This window comes from Priestia sp. 179-F W1.4 NHS (assembly GCF_045369295.1).
In the GTDB taxonomy this organism is placed as follows: Bacteria; Bacillota; Bacilli; order Bacillales; family Bacillaceae_H; genus Priestia; species Priestia zanthoxyli.
Genome location: NZ_JBIQFF010000004.1, coordinates 108683 through 129691 on the forward strand (window position 1 = coordinate 108683; position 21009 = coordinate 129691).

At 39.2% G+C, this 21009-nt stretch carries 17 protein-coding genes; 14 read left to right on the forward strand and 3 right to left on the reverse strand.

Annotated elements, in window-relative coordinates; translation table 11 throughout:
- Window positions 1–114 precede the first annotated feature (114 nt).
- Both ACH0CI_RS19090 and argS read left to right on the forward strand, forming a co-directional pair.
- On the forward strand, window positions 115–555 hold the full coding sequence (locus ACH0CI_RS19090; RefSeq protein ID WP_406902095.1) for a YwiB family protein: 441 nt from the start codon (window positions 115–117) through the stop codon (window positions 553–555).
- Complete coding sequence (gene argS, locus ACH0CI_RS19095; protein ID WP_033580387.1) at window positions 552–2222, forward strand: arginine--tRNA ligase; 1671 nt, start codon at window positions 552–554, stop codon at window positions 2220–2222. Before ACH0CI_RS19090 ends, argS begins: the two co-directional genes overlap by 4 nt.
- Window positions 2223–2254: 32 nt before the next feature.
- On the opposite strand, the gene uvsE is transcribed toward argS, so the two are convergent.
- On the reverse strand, window positions 2255–3208 hold the full coding sequence (gene uvsE / locus ACH0CI_RS19100; RefSeq protein ID WP_034263994.1) for a UV DNA damage repair endonuclease UvsE: 954 nt from the start codon (window positions 3206–3208) through the stop codon (window positions 2255–2257).
- Window positions 3209–3232: 24 nt separating this feature from the next.
- Complete coding sequence (gene cls / locus ACH0CI_RS19105) at window positions 3233–4426, reverse strand: cardiolipin synthase (protein ID WP_051137078.1); 1194 nt, start codon at window positions 4424–4426, stop codon at window positions 3233–3235.
- Between the two features lie 198 nt (window positions 4427–4624).
- On the opposite strand from cls, the gene ACH0CI_RS19110 reads away from it, so the two are divergent.
- The 9 genes from ACH0CI_RS19110 (at window position 4625) to ACH0CI_RS19150 (ending at window position 17883) form a co-directional block, all read left to right on the forward strand.
- Window positions 4625–6736, forward strand: a complete 2112-nt coding sequence (locus ACH0CI_RS19110; protein ID WP_406902096.1) for a (Fe-S)-binding protein — start codon at window positions 4625–4627, stop codon at window positions 6734–6736.
- A gap of 103 nt (window positions 6737–6839) precedes the next feature.
- The gene (locus ACH0CI_RS19115; protein ID WP_406902097.1) at window positions 6840–8003 is read left to right on the forward strand and encodes an acetyl-CoA C-acetyltransferase; all 1164 of its coding nucleotides are present in this window, start codon (window positions 6840–6842) and stop codon (window positions 8001–8003) included.
- Window positions 8004–8018: 15 nt separating this feature from the next.
- Complete coding sequence (locus ACH0CI_RS19120) at window positions 8019–8873, forward strand: 3-hydroxybutyryl-CoA dehydrogenase (protein ID WP_406902098.1); 855 nt, start codon at window positions 8019–8021, stop codon at window positions 8871–8873.
- Between the two features lie 12 nt (window positions 8874–8885).
- Entirely contained in the window at window positions 8886–10013 is a 1128-nt protein-coding gene (locus tag ACH0CI_RS19125) for an acyl-CoA dehydrogenase (protein WP_335706524.1), read from the forward strand.
- Window positions 10014–10024: 11 nt separating this feature from the next.
- Complete coding sequence (locus tag ACH0CI_RS19130; RefSeq protein WP_406902099.1) at window positions 10025–11158, forward strand: acyl-CoA dehydrogenase; 1134 nt, start codon at window positions 10025–10027, stop codon at window positions 11156–11158.
- A gap of 27 nt (window positions 11159–11185) precedes the next feature.
- Entirely contained in the window at window positions 11186–11830 is a 645-nt protein-coding gene (locus ACH0CI_RS19135; protein ID WP_014457745.1) for a TetR/AcrR family transcriptional regulator, read from the forward strand.
- Complete coding sequence (gene icmF, locus ACH0CI_RS19140) at window positions 11827–15069, forward strand: fused isobutyryl-CoA mutase/GTPase IcmF (protein ID WP_406902100.1); 3243 nt, start codon at window positions 11827–11829, stop codon at window positions 15067–15069. The genes ACH0CI_RS19135 and icmF overlap by 4 nt, the downstream gene beginning before the upstream one ends.
- A gap of 349 nt (window positions 15070–15418) precedes the next feature.
- The gene (rpoE, locus tag ACH0CI_RS19145; RefSeq protein WP_033580392.1) at window positions 15419–15955 is read left to right on the forward strand and encodes a DNA-directed RNA polymerase subunit delta; all 537 of its coding nucleotides are present in this window, start codon (window positions 15419–15421) and stop codon (window positions 15953–15955) included.
- Window positions 15956–16275: 320 nt separating this feature from the next.
- Window positions 16276–17883: a CTP synthase gene (locus ACH0CI_RS19150; protein WP_033580393.1), complete on the forward strand. Its 1608-nt coding sequence runs from the start codon at window positions 16276–16278 to the stop codon at window positions 17881–17883.
- A gap of 38 nt (window positions 17884–17921) precedes the next feature.
- Here the strand turns inward: ACH0CI_RS19150 and ACH0CI_RS19155 are convergent, their stop codons facing one another.
- Window positions 17922–18452 carry a DUF2529 family protein gene (locus ACH0CI_RS19155; RefSeq protein WP_033580394.1) on the reverse strand — a complete coding sequence of 177 codons (531 nt, stop codon included), beginning with the start codon at window positions 18450–18452 and terminating at the stop codon, window positions 17922–17924.
- A gap of 237 nt (window positions 18453–18689) precedes the next feature.
- On the opposite strand from ACH0CI_RS19155, the gene ACH0CI_RS19160 reads away from it, so the two are divergent.
- The 3 genes from ACH0CI_RS19160 (at window position 18690) to fsa (ending at window position 20928) form a co-directional block, all read left to right on the forward strand.
- The gene (locus ACH0CI_RS19160; RefSeq protein ID WP_196767221.1) at window positions 18690–19064 is read left to right on the forward strand and encodes a response regulator; all 375 of its coding nucleotides are present in this window, start codon (window positions 18690–18692) and stop codon (window positions 19062–19064) included.
- 224 nt (window positions 19065–19288) lie between these two features.
- Window positions 19289–20146 carry a class II fructose-bisphosphate aldolase gene (locus tag ACH0CI_RS19165; protein WP_013059826.1) on the forward strand — a complete coding sequence of 286 codons (858 nt, stop codon included), beginning with the start codon at window positions 19289–19291 and terminating at the stop codon, window positions 20144–20146.
- 137 nt (window positions 20147–20283) lie between these two features.
- Window positions 20284–20928 (forward strand): fructose-6-phosphate aldolase, encoded by a 645-nt coding sequence (fsa, locus tag ACH0CI_RS19170; protein ID WP_013059825.1) that lies wholly within the window; start codon window positions 20284–20286, stop codon window positions 20926–20928.
- The last annotated feature ends 81 nt before the right edge of the window (window positions 20929–21009 follow it).

The window sequence follows — 21009 nt, forward strand, 5'->3', positions numbered from 1 at the left end:
AGGAATTCTCGGCTTATCTATCATATTTCCTTTGAAGTATTATTGAATTCTTTCTTTAGAATGTTTATACTATTTAAGTTATAACGTATTCATTTTAATAAGGAAGTGTCTTTTGTGAGTAACGCTTCAGAAGTCAAAAAACCCATTGAAGTTAAAATTGTGACGGATATCCGTGATGGTCACCGAAAAGAGACAACATCGGTAAATGCAAAAGGTATGTATTATGAAAAAGGATCGAAAATTTATCTTACATACACAGAGCGCCAAGAGGAAATCGGAGATATTAAAACAATGGTAAAAATTAGCGAAGACGAAGTATCAATTAACCGAACTGGTGCTGTTCAAATGAAGCAATCGTTTCGTAAAAAGGTACAGATCGAAGGAACTTATATAAGCCCTTATGGACGTATGGATTTACTAACATTCGCTCATAACATTGAATATAAACAAATGACTCAAAAGGGTCGGTTATTTTTAACGTATGATCTAGAAGTACAGGGTCAGCCTACCGGGAAATATGCGTTAACCATTACATTCAAGGAGGAGAAAAAATGAACATCGTCGAACAAGTGCAGCAAAAATTAAAAGCTGAAATTCAAGATGCTGTGGTCAAAGCAGGACTTGCTGAAAAAGCAGAACTTCCAGAAGTTCTATTAGAAACACCAAAAGATAAAACACATGGTGATTATTCTACCAATATGGCTATGCAGCTAGCTCGTATTGCCAAAAAAGCACCGCGTGTTATCGCTGAAGAGCTTGTAGCAAACTTCGATAAATCAAAAGCATCTATCGAAAAAATTGACATTGCAGGCCCTGGATTCATCAACTTTTATATGAATAACTCTTATTTAACAGAGCTTATTCCAACGATTATAAAAGCTGGTGAAGCATACGGTGAGACAAACGTAGGGAACGGACAAAAAGTACAGGTTGAGTTTGTTTCAGCTAATCCGACAGGAGATTTACATTTAGGACATGCCCGCGGTGCTGCAGTTGGAGACTCATTATGTAATGTTCTTGAAAAAGCAGGTTACGATGTGTCACGTGAATACTATATCAATGATGCTGGTAACCAAATTAATAACCTGGCTTATTCAGTAGAAGCACGCTACATGCAGGCTCTTGGTTTAGAGAAAGAAATGCCTGCAGACGGCTATCATGGTGCTGATATTATAAACATCGGAAAAGAGTTAGCAAAAGAGCACGGAGACAAGTATGTAAACGCCTCTGAAGAAGAGCGTTTTGAATTCTTCCGTCAATACGGATTAGATTATGAGTTAGCTAAATTAAAGCGTGATCTTGAACAATTCCGTGTGAAATTTGACGTATGGTATTCTGAAACGTCTCTTTATAAAAATGATAAAATTTCAGTTGCACTTGAAACGTTGAAAAAACAAGGCCACGTATATGAAGAAGAAGGTGCTACGTGGTTCCGCTCTACAACATTTGGTGATGATAAAGACCGTGTGTTAATTAAAAATGACGGTTCATTTACGTACTTAACGCCAGATATTGCGTATCACCAAGACAAAATTCAACGCGGATTTGATAAGCTAATTAATATTTGGGGAGCCGACCACCATGGATATATTCCTCGTATGAAAGCGGCGATTCAAGCACTTGGTTATGAAAAAGATACGCTGGAAGTAGAAATTATTCAAATGGTTCAACTGTATCAAAATGGCGAAAAAATGAAGATGAGCAAACGTACAGGTAAAGCAGTAACAATGCGTGACCTAGTAGAAGAGGTAGGCCTTGATGCAACTCGCTACTTCTTTGCGATGAGAAGTGCGGATACACATTTAGACTTTGATTTAGATTTAGCTGTTTCTCAATCTAATGAAAATCCTGTATACTACGCGCAATATGCTCATGCCCGTATTTGCAGTATTCTTCGTCAAGGTGAAGAGATGGGGATTCAATCAACATCTGGCGCCGACCTTTCATTAATTAGTGCAGAAAAAGAAATGGAACTGCTGAAGAAAATCGGAGAGTTCCCTCAGGCCGTAGCGGAAGCAGCAACAAAACGTATTCCGCACCGCATTACGAACTATGTATTTGATCTTGCTTCTACGTTCCATAGCTTCTATAATGCAGAAAAAGTATTAGACAGCGATAATATAGAAACAAGTAAAGCGCGTATTGAACTAGTGAAAGCTGTTCAAGTAACGCTTCAAAACTCCTTAAAACTAATTGGTGTTTCAGCACCTGAAAAAATGTAAATAAAAAAAGAGCCTCTTGGCTCTTTTTTTATTTAAAAAACAAGCGTGGCGCCTCCCGTACGCTTTACTCCTCTCATTGATGCTAAATCTTCCACTAATTTTAGCAGCGCTTTATCTTTTAACTTTGCTTCAATCATTACGTCAAAATCTTGTCCCATATCTTTAGCTATTTGCAAAAAAGGTGCGATGAAATCAGTTGAGACATAATCAGAGTGACTTCTAAATTCTTTTTCAGATTTAGGAGAAGAGATATGTACTTTTGGTTTTAATCCGATATGTTTCCACGTGTCAAAGATACGAGGGAGCAATAGGTCAAGAGGTTCTTCTCCTTCATTTGCTTTATGGTGGTGATAATCAAAGAGGAGAGGGACTTTCTCTTTTTCGCATACGGCTAATGTTTCTTCAGTTGTGTATGTTTTATCATCGTTTTCAAGAGTCATGCGCTTTTTAATGGCAGGCGGCAGCGTTTGAATGTTTTCATGAAATCGACCAATCGCTTTTTCTTTATTGCCATAAGCTCCTCCTACATGAATATTAATAAGAGCTTGATCAGCTACTCCCATCGCTTCAAGCATTCTATAGTGATAATCCATATCTTTTACCGCATTTTCTGTAATGTGTTTTTTGTCGCTTGTAAATAATGTGAACTGATTGGGGTGAAAACTCACGCGCAGCTGATGATTCCGAATCAATTCTCCTATCTCTGACCAGTCTTCTTGGAACGCATCAATGTAATTCCAAGCTACTTCAGGATGAGTAGCTAAAGGGACAAGAGAAGATGACAATCGATACAGCATAATTTCGTGGGCAATATTAAAATGCAAAGCGCGCTTAGTATGATTCAAATTTTGTTTTGTGACGTGATGAAGCTTATCCAGCCTCTCATCTTTTTTCATTTTTCCCCATCTAGTAAACGTGAGGGTTTTAGCAGGTGAGCAGTCCCAAAGCGACAGGGCATGTGATACATAGCCAAATCTAATTTTCATGATAAATCTTCCTCTTTTCGTTCATTAAAGTAACGGAGAAATAAAGGTTGCAAATCCTTGCTTTAGTTTTTCACTCCATTTTCGGTTTTTGACATCTTCTAAAGACAAAATTGGGCATTCCCCCATACAAGCTTTAAAGCTGTTCTTTACTTCTTCAATATACGTTGCATCATAGATTAAACAGTTGATTTCAGCATTTAAGAACAAGCTTCTTTTATCAAAATTAGCCGTTCCTACATCGCAGATAACATTGTCTGCAATTAATACTTTGGCATGGTAAAAACCGTAATAATATTGATAAATCATACAACCTGCTTGAAGTAATGTGGGAAGATAAGCAAACGCAGCATGATGAACAAGCGGTTGATCTGCACGCATTGGAATTAAAATATGAACTTTTACTCCCCGTGCACGAGCTTGGAGTAAAGCATTCATCAAAGGTTCACTTGGAATAAAATAAGGAGTACCTATGTACAATTCCCTATTGGCTTGGTTGATAATCGATAAAAAGCTTTCTTCAAGTGAAAAACCTTCAGTCGACTTTAGCTGAATAACATAGTCTCCTTCAGAGGTTGGTGGAAAGTATCTTTCCACTTTACGCAGGTCTAAGCCGGTAGCAGCATACCAGTCGCTCAATAGTTGCATTTGAAGGTCTTGTATACCTTCCCCTTCCATACGCAGGTGGTAATCTTTCCACACCCCAAGCTTGGCGTCGAGTCCTAAATATTCTCTTCCAATATTAAAACCGCCAATGTAGCCAACTTTCCCATCAATAACGGCCATTTTACGGTGATTGCGTGCGTTGAGTGTATAAAACAAATAAGGCCACCGTAGCGTTCGACTGTAAGCAAAATGAACACCTTGTTTCTTTAAGAATGCAATTTTGTTTTTCTTGATTTTATAGCTTCCTACACGGTCTACCAATAATCTGACTTCAACATTTTGCTGTGCTTTTTGGACTAGTAAATCTAAAAATTCTTGGCTAATTTCATCATTTTGTACAATGTAAAACGATAAATGGATAAATGAAGAGGCATTTTCTATTTCGTGAAATAAATCTTTATACAAGACATTCCCGTCTGCGAACAAAAAGAGAGAAGCACGGCGTTTTGGAAAAGTATTTTCAGCCTGGGAAAATACTTTCTTTCCAACACCAAGGTCAATTGCAAGCCAAGCAATAAAAATAATAAAAAGTAAAATCACAATCATGCCGCTCATCATGTCACCTCTTTTCCCGATGTAAATACATTTTATGTTGTTCTTAGTGTCACCTTGTTTAAATAGAATATGAACAAAAGAACGAAAAGATATTGACTGAATGCTCATTCATTATATACAATGAAAACAGATATATTATCAGAAAATTTAGTCGTCAGGAGGAAAGAAAGGTAACAAATTATTCAAGGAGGGGACGAGATGACAGGGTTGCTGTGGGTGAATTTTCTCTTTTTTATTATTGTAACCGCTTACGCTATCTCTTTGTTTGTATATTTAATTCGCACACGCATTGAGTACATTCAATTAGGAAAAAAAGTTGAATTTGATCAGCGGTTAAAAGAAAGGCTGCAAAAAATTTGGGTGAATGTGTTTGGACAAAAGAAACTGTTAAAAGATAAAAAAAGTGGAATTATGCACGTCATGTTTTTTTATGGGTTTATTTTAGTTCAGTTCGGCGCGTTAGACTTCATTATAAAAGGTTTGCTTCCAGGTAAACATTTGCCGCTTGGACCTTTATATCCCGGCTTTACATTTTTCCAAGAAATTGTGACGTTTTTGATTTTAGTAGCAGTTGTCTGGGCTTTTCACCGTCGCTATGTAGAAAAGCTTGTGCGTTTAAAAAGAGGATTTAAATCTGGTTTAGTACTGATTTTTATTGGAGCACTTATGCTGTCAGTGCTTGTTGGAAACGGCATGTCAATCATCTGGCATAATCATGAACCAGCATGGACAGAACCGATTGCGTCATCTATTGCCATCTTGTTTAAGGGAATCAATGATACTGCCGCTATCTCCATTTTTTATGTTTCATGGTGGATTCACTTAGCCGTGTTATTGACGTTTTTAGTATATGTTCCTCAATCAAAACATGCTCATTTACTGGCTGGACCGGCTAACGTATTTTTTAACCGTGTTTCTAAGCCAGGTAAGCTTGAAAAGATTGATTTTGAAGATGAGACGCAGGAGACGTTTGGGGTTGGTAAGATTGAAGAATTCACGCAGCATCAGCTCATTGATTTATATGCCTGTGTAGAATGCGGTCGATGTACGAATATGTGTCCGGCAACGGGTACGGGGAAAATTTTGTCTCCAATGGATTTAATTTTGAAGATGCGCGATCACTTAACAGAAAAAGGAGCGGTTGTGACATCTAAGGCTCCTTGGGTTCCTACGTATGCATTCTCTAAAACAAAAGGAAATCAGCTGGCGATGATGGCGGCCAGCCAAGGCGGAGCAGAAGCCGCAGCAACAGCGGAATATAATCCCGCCCTAATTGGAGATGTCATTACGGAAGAAGAAATTTGGGCATGTACAACGTGCCGAAACTGTGAAGATCAATGTCCCGTAATGAACGAGCATGTAGATAAGATCATAGATTTACGACGTTTTTTAGTATTAACCGAAGGAAAGATGGACGCGGATGCTCAGCGTGCCATGACGAATATTGAGCGTCAAGGAAACCCTTGGGGATTAAACCGAAAAGAGCGTGAAGAATGGCGACATGTAAGAGAAGATGTTCACATTCCGACTGTTAAAGAAGTAAGTAAAGCGGGTGAAACGTTTGAGTATTTGTTCTGGGTAGGTTCGATGGGATCTTATGATAACCGCAGTCAAAAAATCGCTCTATCGTTTGCTAAGCTTCTCAATGAAGCTGGTGTTTCATTTGCGATTTTAGGAAATAAAGAAAAAAATTCTGGTGATACGCCCCGCAGGTTGGGCAATGAATTTTTATTCCAAGAGTTAGCTTCTAAAAATATCGCTGAATTTGAAAAAAATGAAATCAAAAAAATTGTTACGATTGATCCACATGCTTACAATATCTTCAAAAATGAATATCCAGATTTCGGTTTTGAAGGAGAAGTGTATCATCACACAGAATTATTAGCTATGTTGATGAAAGAAGGTAAGCTGACACCAAAACATGCGGTTAATGAAAAAATTACCTTCCATGATTCCTGTTATTTAGGAAGATATAACGAAGTAAACAGTCCACCAAGAGAAATTTTGAAAGCGATTCCAGGTGTTAGTTTGATTGAAATGGATCGCAACCGTGAAAATGGTATGTGCTGTGGAGCAGGAGGAGGGTTAATGTGGACGGAAGAAACGACCGGCCAGCGCATTAACGTAGCGCGCACGGAACAAGCCTTAGCCGTTAATCCAAGCATTATCAGTTCAGGTTGTCCGTACTGCTTAACGATGCTAAGTGACGGAACAAAAGCAAAAGAAGTAGAAGAAAAGGTTCATACGTATGACGTAGCAGAACTGCTTGAAAAGTCAATTTATGGTGACGTGCAAGAACAGGTTTCATAAAGGAGAAGTAGAGATGGTATTCATCTCTACTTTTTAAAGAAAGGAAATTGAGCAAGCGTTCAATCGGCAAGGACAAAGAGTAGGAAAAAGGGAGGAAACAATAGTGGGGAAAACAGTTATTGTGAGTGCAGTTCGAACACCTTTTGGAAAATTAGGTGGCAGCGTAAGCGGACTAAAAGCGGCAGAACTAGGGGGGAGAGCGATTCAAGCAGCATCAAAGGGACGTACAGAAATTGATTCCGTTATTATGGGGTGCGTGCTGCAAGGGGGCCAAGGACAGCTACCTTCTAGGCAAGCCATGCATTATGCAGGTTTACCGTGGCAAGTAGAGACGGAAACCATTAATAAAGTTTGTGCATCGGGTATGCGCAGTATTACAACTGCTGATCAGCTGATTCGATTAGGAGAAGCAAAAACAATCATTGCAGGTGGAATGGAATCGATGAGTAACGCGCCGTATCTTCTTCCAAAAGCAAGATGGGGATTCCGGATGGGAGATAGCGTGGTGACGGATTTGATGGTTCATGACGGTTTGACATGCAGCTTTACAGGGGTGCAAATGGGTACGTATGGAAATCAAATAGCTTCTGAAATGAATATTTCCCGAGAAAAGCAGGATGAATGGGCGCTTCGCAGTCATCAATTAGCGGTAGAGTCAGAAGAAAAAGGGAGATGGGATGCAGAAAGAATTTCAGTTGATATTCCTTCTAAAAAAGGAACGATAAAGGTTCAAAAAGATGAAGGACCAAGAAAAGATACGTCGTTAGAAAAACTCTCGTCTCTTCGGCCTGTATTTGGCCACAGTGGAACCATTACAGCAGGAAATGCACCTAGCGTGAATGACGGAGCAGCTGCGCTCATGCTAATGGATGAAGATGTGGCGAAAGCAAATGGCTATGAGCCGTTGGCTACGATTATAAACCATACTTCTCTTGCGATGGAGCCAAGGGAATTTCCGAAAACACCTGGGTTTGCTATTAACAAGCTACTGCAAAAAACAAAGAAGACAGTAGATGATATTGCGCTGTTTGAAATCAATGAAGCTTTTTCAGCAGTAGCATTAATGAGTATGGAGATTGCAGGGCTTCCGGCTGAAAGAGTAAATGTGAACGGCGGGGCAGTGGCACTTGGACATCCGATTGGAGCAAGCGGCGCCCGTATTGTTGTAACGCTCATTCATGAATTAAGACGACGAGGCGGCGGACTAGGCATTGCTGCTATTTGCAGCGGCGGCGGCCAAGGTGATGCCATCATGGTAGAAGTGTAAAAGGGGGAAATCAACTTGAATATTGAAACAGTTATGGTTATTGGAGCAGGTCAGATGGGAGCAGGCATTGCGCAAGTATTTGCTGCGAGCGGATATCAAGTTTCTTTGTATGACATTGATCAAAAAAATACACAAAAAGGAATAGAAGGTATTGATAAACGTCTGAAAAAACAGGTGGAAAAAGGTTCTCTCTCAGCTAAGGAATATGAAGGGATTATGGAGCGCCTTCACTTAGCAAATGAAATAACAGCAGCACAAAAAGCAGATTTAATCGTCGAAGCGGTTGTGGAAAAGATGGAAGTCAAGCAAGCCATTTTTGCGGAGTTGGATTCGTTAGCCCCGAGTCATACTATTTTAGCAACCAACACGTCTTCGCTTCCTATTACTGAAATTGCAGCTGTGACTACTCGACCTGAAAAAGTAATTGGCATGCACTTTATGAATCCTGTTCCCGTGATGAAGCTCGTTGAAATTATTAGAGGGCTGGCTACTGCTGATGAAGTGTATCAAGCAGTCTATGAAACAACAAAAAAATTAAATAAAACCCCGGTGGAAGTTCATGATTTTCCAGGGTTTGTTTCAAATCGAATTTTAATGCCAATGATTAACGAAGCTGTGTTTACGCTCTATGAAGGTGTAGCAAACGAAGAGGATATTGATCAAGTGATGAAACTAGGAATGAACCATCCAATGGGACCTTTGACATTAGCAGATTTCATCGGCCTCGATACATGTTTGTTTATTATGGAAACGCTCCATAAAGGGTTTGGTGATGACAAATATCGTCCTTGTCCATTGCTTAGGAAATATGTAAAGGCAGGATGGCTTGGTCGAAAAACAGGAAAAGGATTTTTTACGTACGAAACATAAAGGAGTGGCAAAATGATCTTTTTTACGTCTGAACAACACATGATTAAAAAGATGGTAGCTGATTTTAGTGAAAAAGAAGTCGCTGCGGCTGTGCCAAACATGGAAAAGGGTGAATTTCCTCGAGGTTTATTAAAGCAGATGGCTGATCTTGGCCTGATGGGCATTCCCGTTCCTCAAACATACGGAGGAGGTGGACTGGACTTTGTGTCATACATGATTGCCATCCACGAAATATCAAAAGTAAGTCCAGCCCTCGGCGTCATTTTGTCTGTTCATACTTCTGTAGGTACGAATCCTATTGTCGTATTTGGGACGGAAGATCAAAAACAAAAGTATGTAAAAAAACTTGCGACAGGTGAATATTTAGGTGCTTTTTGCCTAACAGAACCTAGTGCAGGGTCTGATGCCGCAAGCCTAAAAACAAAAGCAGAACGAAAAGGAGACCACTATCTTTTAAATGGGTCAAAGCTTTTCATTACAAACGGGGGAGAAGCGGATACATATATTGTATTTGCTAAAACGAATCCCGAACGCGGGTCGAGAGGGATGAGCGCCTTTATCGTTGAAAAGACGATGGAGGGATTTTCAGTAGGAAAAGATGAACATAAGATGGGTCTTCACGGTTCTCGAACGGTTCAACTGCACTTTGAAAATATACAGGTGCCTGTAGAAAATCGTCTCGGAGAAGAAGGTGAAGGATTTCGAATTGCTATGGCTAATTTAAATGCTGGAAGAATTGGTATTGCTGCTCAGGCGGTAGGAATTGCTGAAGGTGCGTTAACAGCAGCCAAAAACTATGCAAATGAACGATATCAATTTGGAAAGCCGATTTTATCTCAGCAGGGAATTGCCTTTAAGCTGGCTGATATGGAAACGGCTGTTGAATCAGCGAAGCTTTTAATGTACAGAGCCGCTTTTTTATATGATCAAAAACTTCCTTGCAAAAAAGAAGCCTCAATGGCGAAATTGTTTGCTTCCCAGACGGCTATGAATGTAGCAATCGATGCGATTCAAGTTTTGGGAGGCTATGGTTATATGAAAGATTATCCAGTAGAGAGGTATTTTCGTGACGCCAAAGTGTGCGAAATCTACGAAGGTACAAGCGAAATTCAGCGCATTGTCATTAGCAGTCAACTATAGGGGGAATAATCATGTTTTTTAAACTTTCAGAAGAGCACGAAATGATTCGAAAAATGGTGCGAGACTTTGCCAAAAACGAAGTGGCTCCGACAGCTGCACAACGAGATGAAGAAGAGCGTTTTGACAGAGGAATCTTTACACAAATGGCTGATCTAGGATTAACAGGTATTCCATGGCCAGAGCAATACGGAGGAATCGGCAGTGACTATCTAGCTTATTGCATTGCCGTTGAAGAACTATCTAGAGTATGTGCATCAACAGGCGTTACGTTGTCGGCTCATACTTCTCTTGCCGGCTGGCCAATCTATACATTCGGAACAGAAGAACAAAAACAAAAATACCTGAAACCTATGGCAACGGGTGAGAAAATAGGTGCTTATGGGTTAACGGAACCGAGTGCTGGATCAGACGCAGGAGGAATGAGAACGCTCGCTGTAAAGGACGGAGAAGATTATATTTTAAATGGTTCTAAAATCTTTATTACAAACGGCGGCGAAGCGGATATTTACGTCGTATTTGCTCGCATCGATCCTAATGAAAAACGCACGAGCGCTTTTATTATTGAAAAAGATATGCCGGGATTTTCAGTTGGTAAAAAAGAAAAGAAACTGGGCATTCGCTCTTCACCTACCACAGAAATTATTTTCGAGGATTGCCGTGTTCCAAAAGAAAATTTGCTAGGAAATGAAGGAGAAGGATTTAAAGTTGCCATGATGACGCTAGATGGCGGCCGAAATGGTATTGCAGCGCAGGCGGTAGGAATTGCTCAAGGAGCGTTAGATGCGGCGGTGGATTATGCAAAGGAACGTCAGCAATTTGGAAAGCCCATTATTTCTCAGCAAGGAATTGCTTTTAAGTTAGCCGACATGGCCACGAGTATAGAAGCTGCCAGACTGTTAACCTATCAAGCTGCTTGGCTCGAGTCTCAAGGGCTGCCATACGGCAAAGAATCAGCCATGTCAAAATTATATGCTGGGGATACAGCAATGAAAGTAACGACAGAAGCTGTTCAAGTATTTGGAGGGTACGGTTATACAAAAGATTATCCAGTAGAACGTTTTATGAGAGATGCAAAAATCACGCAAATTTATGAGGGTACACAAGAAATTCAGCGTCTCGTCATTTCTAGGTATCTTGCTAAATAAAACACTTGTTGTAGGAGAGGTGAAAAAATGAAAAAGAGGGAAGTTCTCACATCCATTAAAGATGAAAAGCTGATTGTAGAGCGTCGTAATCAAATGATTAAAGGGGCCGTCACGCTATTTAAGGAAAAAGGTTTTCACCGAACAACAACAAGGGAAATTGCCAAAGCCGCTGGGTTCAGTATCGGTACACTTTACGAATATATTCAATCTAAAGAAGATGTTTTATATCTTGTATGTGACAACATTTACGACGAAGTGAGAGAGCGATTAGAAGAGATGGTAGTGGATCGTTATACAATCGCTGAGCTTCAACAAGCGATTCAACACTATTTTAAAGTTGTAGATGAGCTTCAAGATGAAGTATTAGTCATGTACCAAGAAGCGAAATCGCTGTCTAAAGATGCGCTTCCATATGTATTAAAAAAAGAGCTGGATATGGTTGAAATGTTTAAGGTTATTATCGAAGGCTGCGTAGAAAACAATCAATTTGCACTTACGGATAAAGAAATTTCGCTGTTTGCTCATCATTTATTTGTTCAAGGTCAGATGTGGGCATTTCGCAGATGGTGGCTGCAAAAGCATTATTCACTAGAAGAATATACAAATATGCAGTTGGATTTTTTACTTAAAAATTTTTCATTTCAACAACTGTGTGAGGGGGAGACAGTTTGAATACAAGCAAAAGACCGCTTCGTTTTTTAACCGCTTCTAGCCTGTTTGACGGCCACGATGCGTCTATTAATATTATGAGACGGATTCTTCAAGCCAAGGGGGTAGAAGTCATTCATCTGGGGCATAACCGATCTGTTGAAGAAATTGTTAACGCTTCCATACAAGAGGATGTTCAGGGGATCGCCATTTCTTCTTACCAAGGCGGCCATGTAGAATATTTTAAGTATATGTACGATTTACTCCAAGAACAACAGGCTTCTCATATTAAAATTTATGGAGGCGGCGGCGGGGTAATTATTCCGAGTGAGATTCAAGAGCTTCATGATTACGGCATCTCTAAAATCTTTTCTCCGGAAGATGGACGAAAAATGGGGTTAGAAGGCATGATTCAATTCATGATCGATGATTGTTATTACACAAATCCCCCTGCACTACCGAATGATCGAACCTTAACGCCGGCTAATGACCGTTTAATTGCCCAGCTTATTACATGTGCTGAAAATGAAGCCTATGAATACACAAAAGAGCATGCAGCCGCTCTTGAAGAAATACGAGAAAGTGTAATCGACAGCGAGACGGATCAAAAAATACCGGTTATTGGAATCACAGGAACAGGAGGAGCGGGGAAAAGTTCGCTTACGGATGAATTAGTAAGAAGGTTTATTGAACATATTCCAGATATTCATGTAGCTGTTTTATCCGTTGATCCAACTAAACAAAAGACCGGAGGAGCGCTTCTTGGGGATCGAATTCGCATGAACATCGCAGCGTCTCCTCGTGTGTATATGAGAAGTTTGGCCACGCGTTCATCTGGACATGAGCTATCGGCGGCCATTCGAGATGGAATTGCCGTCGTGAAAAAAGCGTGCTTCGACATTATCATTGTCGAAACAAGCGGCATCGGGCAAGCTGATGCTCAAGTTAAAGATATTGCAAACGTCTCTCTTTATGTCATGACAAGCGAATTTGGCGCGCCGTCGCAGTTAGAAAAGATTGAAATGATTGATTACGCAGACTTTATTGTCATCAATAAATTTGAAAAAAAAGGTTCCGAAGACGCAAAAAAACAAGTGCAGCGTCAATATCAGCGCAATCATCAGCTGTTTGAAAATAGTCTCTCTACGATGCCAGTTTACGGAACAATCGCGAGTCAGTTCAACGACGGGGGAACAAATATTTTATTTGAAGATCTTGTAAATCATCTGCATCAAACATGCCGTACGTCTTGGCACGTAGAAAAATCATCAGAGCGCGTAAGTGAAAAGAAATATACCATCATTCCTAATGATCAACAGCAATATTTACAGGAGATTGTAAACAGCGTTCGTTCTTATCACCGCAATACGGACGTTCAAGCGCAAACAGCGCGTAAATTTTATCAGCTAGAGGGTGCTCTCGAAGAAGTGGAAACAGAAACAGCCAAGCAAGAGCTCACTCAGCTAAAGGAGAAATATCAAAAACAGCTAACGGCCGAATCGATTGAAAAGCTGGAAAACTGGCCTAAATTAAAAAGTCAGTATCGGCAAGAAGAACTTATTACAAAGGTAAGAAATAAAGAAATTAAAACGTCTTTGCAAGTTGATACGCTATCAGGACTGCGTATTCCGCGCGTGGCCCTTCCAAAGGTTGATGAATACGGGGAAGTTCTTCGTTTTCTTTATAAAGAAAACGTGCCAGGTGCATTTCCATACACAGCAGGTGTTTTTCCGTTCAAACGAAAAGGTGAAGATCCTAAGCGTCAATTCGCAGGTGAAGGAACACCAGAACGAACCAATCGCCGCTTTCACTATTTGTCAAAAGATGATGAGGCCAAGCGCTTAAGTACAGCGTTTGATTCTGTAACGCTTTATGGAGAAAATCCGGATCCAAGGCCGGATATCTTCGGGAAAATTGGCGAAAGCGGCGTAAATGTCTGTACGCTTGATGATATGAAACTTTTGTATAAGGGATTTGATCTTTGCCATCCTTCGACTTCCGTTTCGATGACGATTAATGGACCGGCTCCGATATTACTAGCTATGTTTATGAATACAGCTATCAGCCAGCAGGTAGAAAAGAAAGAAGAAGAATTAAAGCGTCCTTTAACGGAACAGGAATACGAGGAAGTAAAGTCGGGTACGTTGAAACAAGTGAGAGGAACCGTTCAAGCGGATATTTTAAAAGAAGATCAAGGCCAAAATACCTGTATTTTTTCCACAGAATTTGCGTTAAAAATGATGGGAGATATTCAGCAGTACTTTATTGACGAGAAAGTGCGCAACTATTATTCTGTGTCTATTTCAGGCTATCATATTGCTGAAGCAGGGGCGAATCCAATTTCTCAGCTCGCGTTTACATTAGCCAACGGTTTTACGTACGTGGAATATTACTTAAGCCGAGGGATGCATATTGATGATTTTGCTCCTAATTTATCGTTTTTCTTTAGTAATGGACTTGACCCTGAATACACGGTTATTGGACGTGTGGCGAGAAGAATATGGGCAATTGTGATGCGTGATAAATACGGCGCAAATGAACGCAGTCAAAAGCTTAAGTATCATATTCAAACATCCGGCCGATCGCTTCATGCACAGGAAATTAATTTTAATGATATACGTACGACGCTGCAAGCCTTAATGGCTCTTCATGACAACTGCAACTCTCTTCATACCAATGCGTATGATGAAGCAATTACAACACCGACAGAGGAATCTGTACGTAGAGCGATGGCCATTCAACTAATCATTACAAAAGAGCATGGACTCACTAAGAATGAAAATCCATTACAGGGCTCTTTTATTATTGATGAACTAACAGACTTGGTAGAAGAAGCGGTATTGGCTGAATTTCAACGCTTAAATGATCGAGGCGGCGTTTTAGGTGCGATGGAAATGCAGTATCAGCGAGGTAAGATTCAAGATGAATCGATGGAATACGAGATGCAAAAACATACGGGAGCTTTACCTATTATAGGAGTAAATACGTATATTAATCCAAATGAAGAGGAAAGTTCCTCAGTTGATGACATGCAGTTAGCCCGCGCATCAAAAGAAGAAAAAAATCATCAAATTAATCAGCTTCAGAAGTTTCAACAGCAGCATGAAGAAAAAAGAGAAGACGCGCTGAAAAGGTTAAAGAAAGCTGCAACAGAAGGAGAGAACATTTTCAAAGAGTTAATGGAGACTGTTAAAGTAGCCAGCTTAGGAGAAATTACGCGAGCTTTATATGAATGCGGTGGGCAATATCGTCGAAATATGTAATAATGTATCGTTAGTATATAGTGATATATTAAAAGCCGCGGTGACTATTTTTGGTCATCGCGGCTTTTATAGACTTAACCCTAACGGACTCAGAATAACTGATGGTGAATTCCTTTTGGTCAAAGGATACTGTTGGTGTATCAAGTAGAATGTATTATAGTAATAAAATGTCTATTTTTTCGTTGTTTTATGCGAAATTCTCGAGAATTTTAGAAACGAGGCTAGCATAAATGTATTGAATTTGTTTATAATGAATGGTATGTATTTATTCGTTTCCATCATTTACACATATGATGAATTGATTTAATAGATTTTCGATATACATAGCCATAGAAAGGATGTGCCAGATTTGAGTTTAGCACAGTACTCAAAAACGGATTTAAAAGAAATGTCGATGATTGAGATTGCTTACGCGCTTCTAGAAGAAAAAACAGATCGTCAAGCAATGTCATTCCAAGAAATTATTGCTGAAATTAAAGCAGCAGCGGAAATGTCAGATCAAGAATTAAAAACGAGATTAGCTCAGTTTTATACAGATATTAATATTGATGGTCGCTTTTTAACAGTAGGGGACAACCATTGGGGTCTTCGTGGATGGTATCCTTTTGACCAGGCTGAAGAAGAAGTTATTCCGGTTGCAAAACCTAAAAAGAAAAAAGCGAAAAAAGCTGTTGTTGAAGAAGTTGAAGACTTTGATGATCTAGAAGAAGATTTAGATTATGAAGATGTTGACGATCTAGACGAAGAAGAAGATTTTGAAGACATCGACGAGCTAGAAGAAGATGAAGATGATCTTGCAGAAGACGATTTTGACGATTTAGAAGATGATCTAGACGATGATGAGGAAGATGAAGAAGACGATTATGAGGACGAAAAAGAAAAATAATCCTTCTTGACTTTTTCAAGCGAAGTAGGTAGAATCTTTTTTGGGCTCTTTAAACAAGCATTTAAAAAGTTTTTATTTAAAATAGACTATTGCTCCCAATCCAGTTTTGGTATTGGGAGCAATTTTTTTATTTTATTTATCAATGTTTTACACCCCGATATGTTCTTATAAATCCTTGATAGAAACTTTCTTTTGGTTCTTGAACGTTTCACATTCATAAGGTTTCTTATAATTTCGCATGCACAATGAATGAATTGTGATTGTTTATGTGAAAACTTTTAATATTGTACAGTTCAAATTATTTAGAGGGGGAAGTATAGATGACAAAGTATATTTTCGTAACAGGCGGTGTTGTATCATCTCTAGGAAAAGGGATTACAGCAGCTTCTTTAGGCCGTTTATTAAAAAACCGTGGGTTGAACGTAACGATTCAAAAGTTTGATCCATACATTAACGTAGACCCAGGAACAATGAGTCCATACCAACACGGTGAGGTATTCGTAACAGATGACGGCGCGGAAACAGACTTAGACTTAGGTCACTATGAGCGTTTTATCGATATCAACTTAAATCGCTACAGCAATGTAACAACAGGTAAAGTATATTCAACAGTATTGAAAAAAGAGCGTCGCGGTGATTATTTAGGCGGAACAGTTCAGGTTATTCCGCACATCACAAATGAAATTAAAGAACGCGTTTTCCGTGCAGGCAAAGAAACAAACGCAGATGTTGTTATTACTGAAATCGGCGGAACGGTAGGAGATATTGAATCACTTCCTTTCCTAGAGGCTATTCGTCAAATCAAAAGCGATATTGGCCGTGACAACGTTATGTATATTCACTGTACACTTGTGCCATATTTAAAAGCGGCTGGTGAAATGAAAACAAAACCAACACAGCATAGTGTAAAAGAATTACGTAGCTTAGGTATTCAGCCAAACGTGATTGTTGTTCGTACAGAAATGCCAATTTCTGAAGATATGAAAGATAAGCTAGCTTTATTCTGCGACATTGATCCAAAAGCAGTTATTGAGTGTGCAGACGCTGAAACATTATATGAAATTCCACTATCTCTACAAGAGCAGCACTTAGATCAAATCACATGCGATCACTTGAAATTAGATTGCAAAGAGGCAGAAATGACTGAGTGGAAAGCACTTGTTGAGAAAGTAAAAGGACTTTCAAACACAACAAAAATTGCATTAGTTGGTAAGTATGTAGAGCTTCAAGATGCTTATATTTCTGTTGTAGAAGCAATGAAACATGCTGGATATGCATTCGATGCAGATGTAAATATCAAATGGGTAAATTCTGAATTTGTAACAAAAGAAAATGTTCAAGATTTACTTGGTGATGTAGACGGTATCTTAGTTCCAGGTGGATTTGGGGATCGTGGAATCGAAGGTAAAATTGTGGCAACACAATATGCACGTGAGCAAAAAGTTCCATTCTTAGGTATTTGTTTAGGTATGCAGCTAGCATCAGTTGAGTTTGCACGCAATGTATTAGGATTAGAAGGCGCACATTCAGCAGAAATTGCACCTGAAACAAATTATCCAATTATCGACTTATTACCGGAACAAAAAGACGTAGAAGACTTAGGTGGTACATTACGCTTAGGATTATATCCTTGTAAATTGTCTGAAGATACGCTTGCATATGAAGCATATCAAGATGAAGTGGTGTATGAGCGTCATCGTCACCGCTATGAATTTAACAACGAATATCGCCAGCAAATGGAAGAGAAAGGCTTTATCTTCTCTGGTACAAGCCCGGATGGCCGTTTAGTTGAAATTGTAGAGCTTAAAGACCACCCATGGTTCTTGGCTTCACAATTCCACCCAGAATTCACGTCTCGTCCAACAAGACCGCAACCATTGTTCAAAGAATTTATTCGCGCATCAATGGAGTCAGGCCAAAACAAATAAGTGAAATAAAAACACGCTGTCTTTAGACAGCGTGTTTTTTATTCATATTCTTCTACGATTTCTTTTAATGTAAAAATTAAACCGTAGTACGCGTATAAAGCGACCATCATTGCTGGAAAACCAAATCTTGAGCCGTCTTCTCCAGGAATAAGGGGCTTTAACAATTTTGTATCAATATGAGCATCTGCGAGTGCTGTTAAAGAAGGTTCGGTTATTTCTTTAGGGACAGCAGCAATGCTGACAAATGGAATATCGCGTTTCTTTAAACGTTCAGCTATTTCCACAGCTTTGTGATCTGTTGAAAATCGAGAGACAAGCAGTACGCGATCGACGCTAGTCAGCTGATCCAATTCATGTAAAGGCAAAGGTTTTGCCTGACTTAAAGGTTCTGCACTGCTTAGTGCTTCTAGTGTAACGGCATGCATTTCTTCTACACCATAAATATAGATAAATCCTTCTCCGACAGAGGCCTGTGCTAAAATACGCGCGGCATCTTCAAATTGGAATTCTTCTTGTTCTTCAATTCGTTTAAAAAAACCTGAAAGTTGAGTTGTGAAAATTTTAAGCATAGAATCTCCCTTCGATTTAAGCGGCTAAAGCCGTCTATCTACACATTATAACGAAAAAAGCTATCTGTATTCTATCTTGAAATGAGCTACAATGAAAGTAAAGTGCAATGAAGTTAGATGGATGACAAAAAAAGCTATGTTTTGTAACAATTTCTCTAATTAGCAGGGATTTTTGTTTTAAAGGCGAAATACATATGTTAGTTTTGTCTGTAGAAGAGGAATATAAAAGGTGGGATTATATTGGCAGAGAAAATTTTAATTGTTGATGATCAGTATGGTATACGTATTTTATTAACGGAAGTGTTGCAAAAAGAAGGCTATACGACATTTCAAGCGGCGAACGGCTTCCAGGCGATTGATATTACAAAAGAGCAAGCACCGGATCTTGTCTTATTAGATATGAAAATTCCAGGAATGGATGGAATCGAAATTTTAAAAAGGTTAAAGCAGCACGATGAAACGATTAAAGTCATCATTATGACCGCTTATGGTGAATTGGATATGATTCAAGAAGCAAAAGATCTAGGAGCGTTAACTCACTTTGCAAAACCTTTTGATATTGATGAAATCCGCAAAGTTGTTAGGGAATATATACCAGTAAAGTTGAATTAAGGTTTTGGTAGGGTTTTCATCCTAACAAATTTTGAATATCAGCCTAAAAATGTTGCTGTTTTCATTGTTAGTTGGTATCCTAATTACTGTATTCATAATTCGACAATCTATTATGTAAAGATGCGCGTTGTTTCTACATGAAACACTCAATTCAAGAGCATACTATTTGAGTGTGCCTTTTGGTTAGCATCTAATCTAAGGTTGATTTTAAGGAGGATTTCAATATGCCTTTAGTATCAATGAAAGAAATGCTTATTACAGCAAAAGAACAAGGCTATGCAGTAGGTCAATTTAACTTAAATAACTTAGAGTTTACTCAAGCTATTCTTCAAGCAGCAAAAGAAGAAAACTCTCCAGTTATTCTTGGTGTATCTGAAGGTGCAGCACGCTACATGGGCGGTTTCAAAACTGTTGTAGCAATGGTTGAAGCTCTAATCGAAGATTACGACGTTCAAGTACCAGTTGCAATTCACTTAGACCACGGTTCAAGCTTTGAATCATGTGCAAAAGCAATCCATGCTGGATTCACTTCTGTAATGATCGATGCTTCTCACCACCCATTTGAAGAAAACATTGCAATTACTTCTAAAGTAGTTGAACTAGCTCACTTCCACGGAGTATCTGTAGAAGCAGAACTAGGAACTGTTGGTGGACAAGAAGACGACGTTATTGCTGAGGGTGTTATCTATGCAGATGCTAACGAGTGTGAAGAACTTGTTAACCGTACAGGTATCGATTGCTTAGCTCCAGCATTAGGATCAGTTCACGGACCATACAAAGGTGAACCAAACCTAGGTTTTGCTGAAATGAAAGAAATCGGAGATCGTACAGGCTTACCATTAGTTCTACACGGTGGAACTGGTATTCCAACAAAAGATATCCAAAAATCAGTTTCTTTAGGTACTGCTAAAATCAACGTAAACACTGAAAACCAAATTGCTTCAGCTAAAGCTGTTCGTGAAGTATTAGCTGCGCAACCTGAACAATATGATCCACGTAAATACTTAGGACCTGCTCGCGAAGCAATCAAAGAAACGGTTCAAGGTAAAATGCGTGAATTCGGTTCTTCTAACAAAGCATAATTTGAAATCTTCGGATGGCCTGTTTGCAGTTAGTTGAGTCTGAAAAATAAAACCGTCTTATTTTTATTGTAAGGCGGTTTTATTTTTACTATAATTTTCTTATCATTCTGAATACATAACACAGGGGGATGGCATTCATGAAGTTTTTTATTGATACGGCTAATTTAGACGAGATTAAGGAAGCGCATTCATTAGGTTTGTTAGCGGGGGTTACAACAAATCCTAGTTTAGTAGCTAAAGAGAACATCACGTTTGAAGATCGTCTTCGTGAAATTACAGAGTTCGTTGAAGGATCTGTAAGTGCAGAAGTGATTGCGCTTGATGCAGAAGGCATGATTCGCGAAGGAAAAGAGCTTGCTGCGATTGCGCCGAATATTACAATCAAGGTACCGATGACTCCAGATGGCTTAAAAGCAGTAAAAGAATTTACTAGTTTAGGTATTAAGACAAACGTTACGCTTATTTTCTCAGCTAACCAAGCGTTAATGGCAGCAAGAGCAGGTGCTACTTACGTATCGCCTTTCTTGGGAAGGTTAGACGATATTGGTTTTAATGGCCTCGATTTAATCTCAGATATTGCAGATATTTTTGCAATTCATGACATTCCATCCGAAATTATTGCAGCATCTATTCGTCATCCGATGCACGTAACAGAAGCTGCAAAAAATGGAGCACATATTGCGACAATTCCTTACAAAGTTTTAATGCAATTGTTCAAACATCCGTTAACAAATGCAGGAATTGACCAATTTTTAGCAGATTGGGAAAAACGAAATGTCTAAACATGTATAAATTTGTGTGGCATTTACCATCCTGACAGGTGAATGCCATATTTTTCTTTTATCTTGTCGAAACTATACATG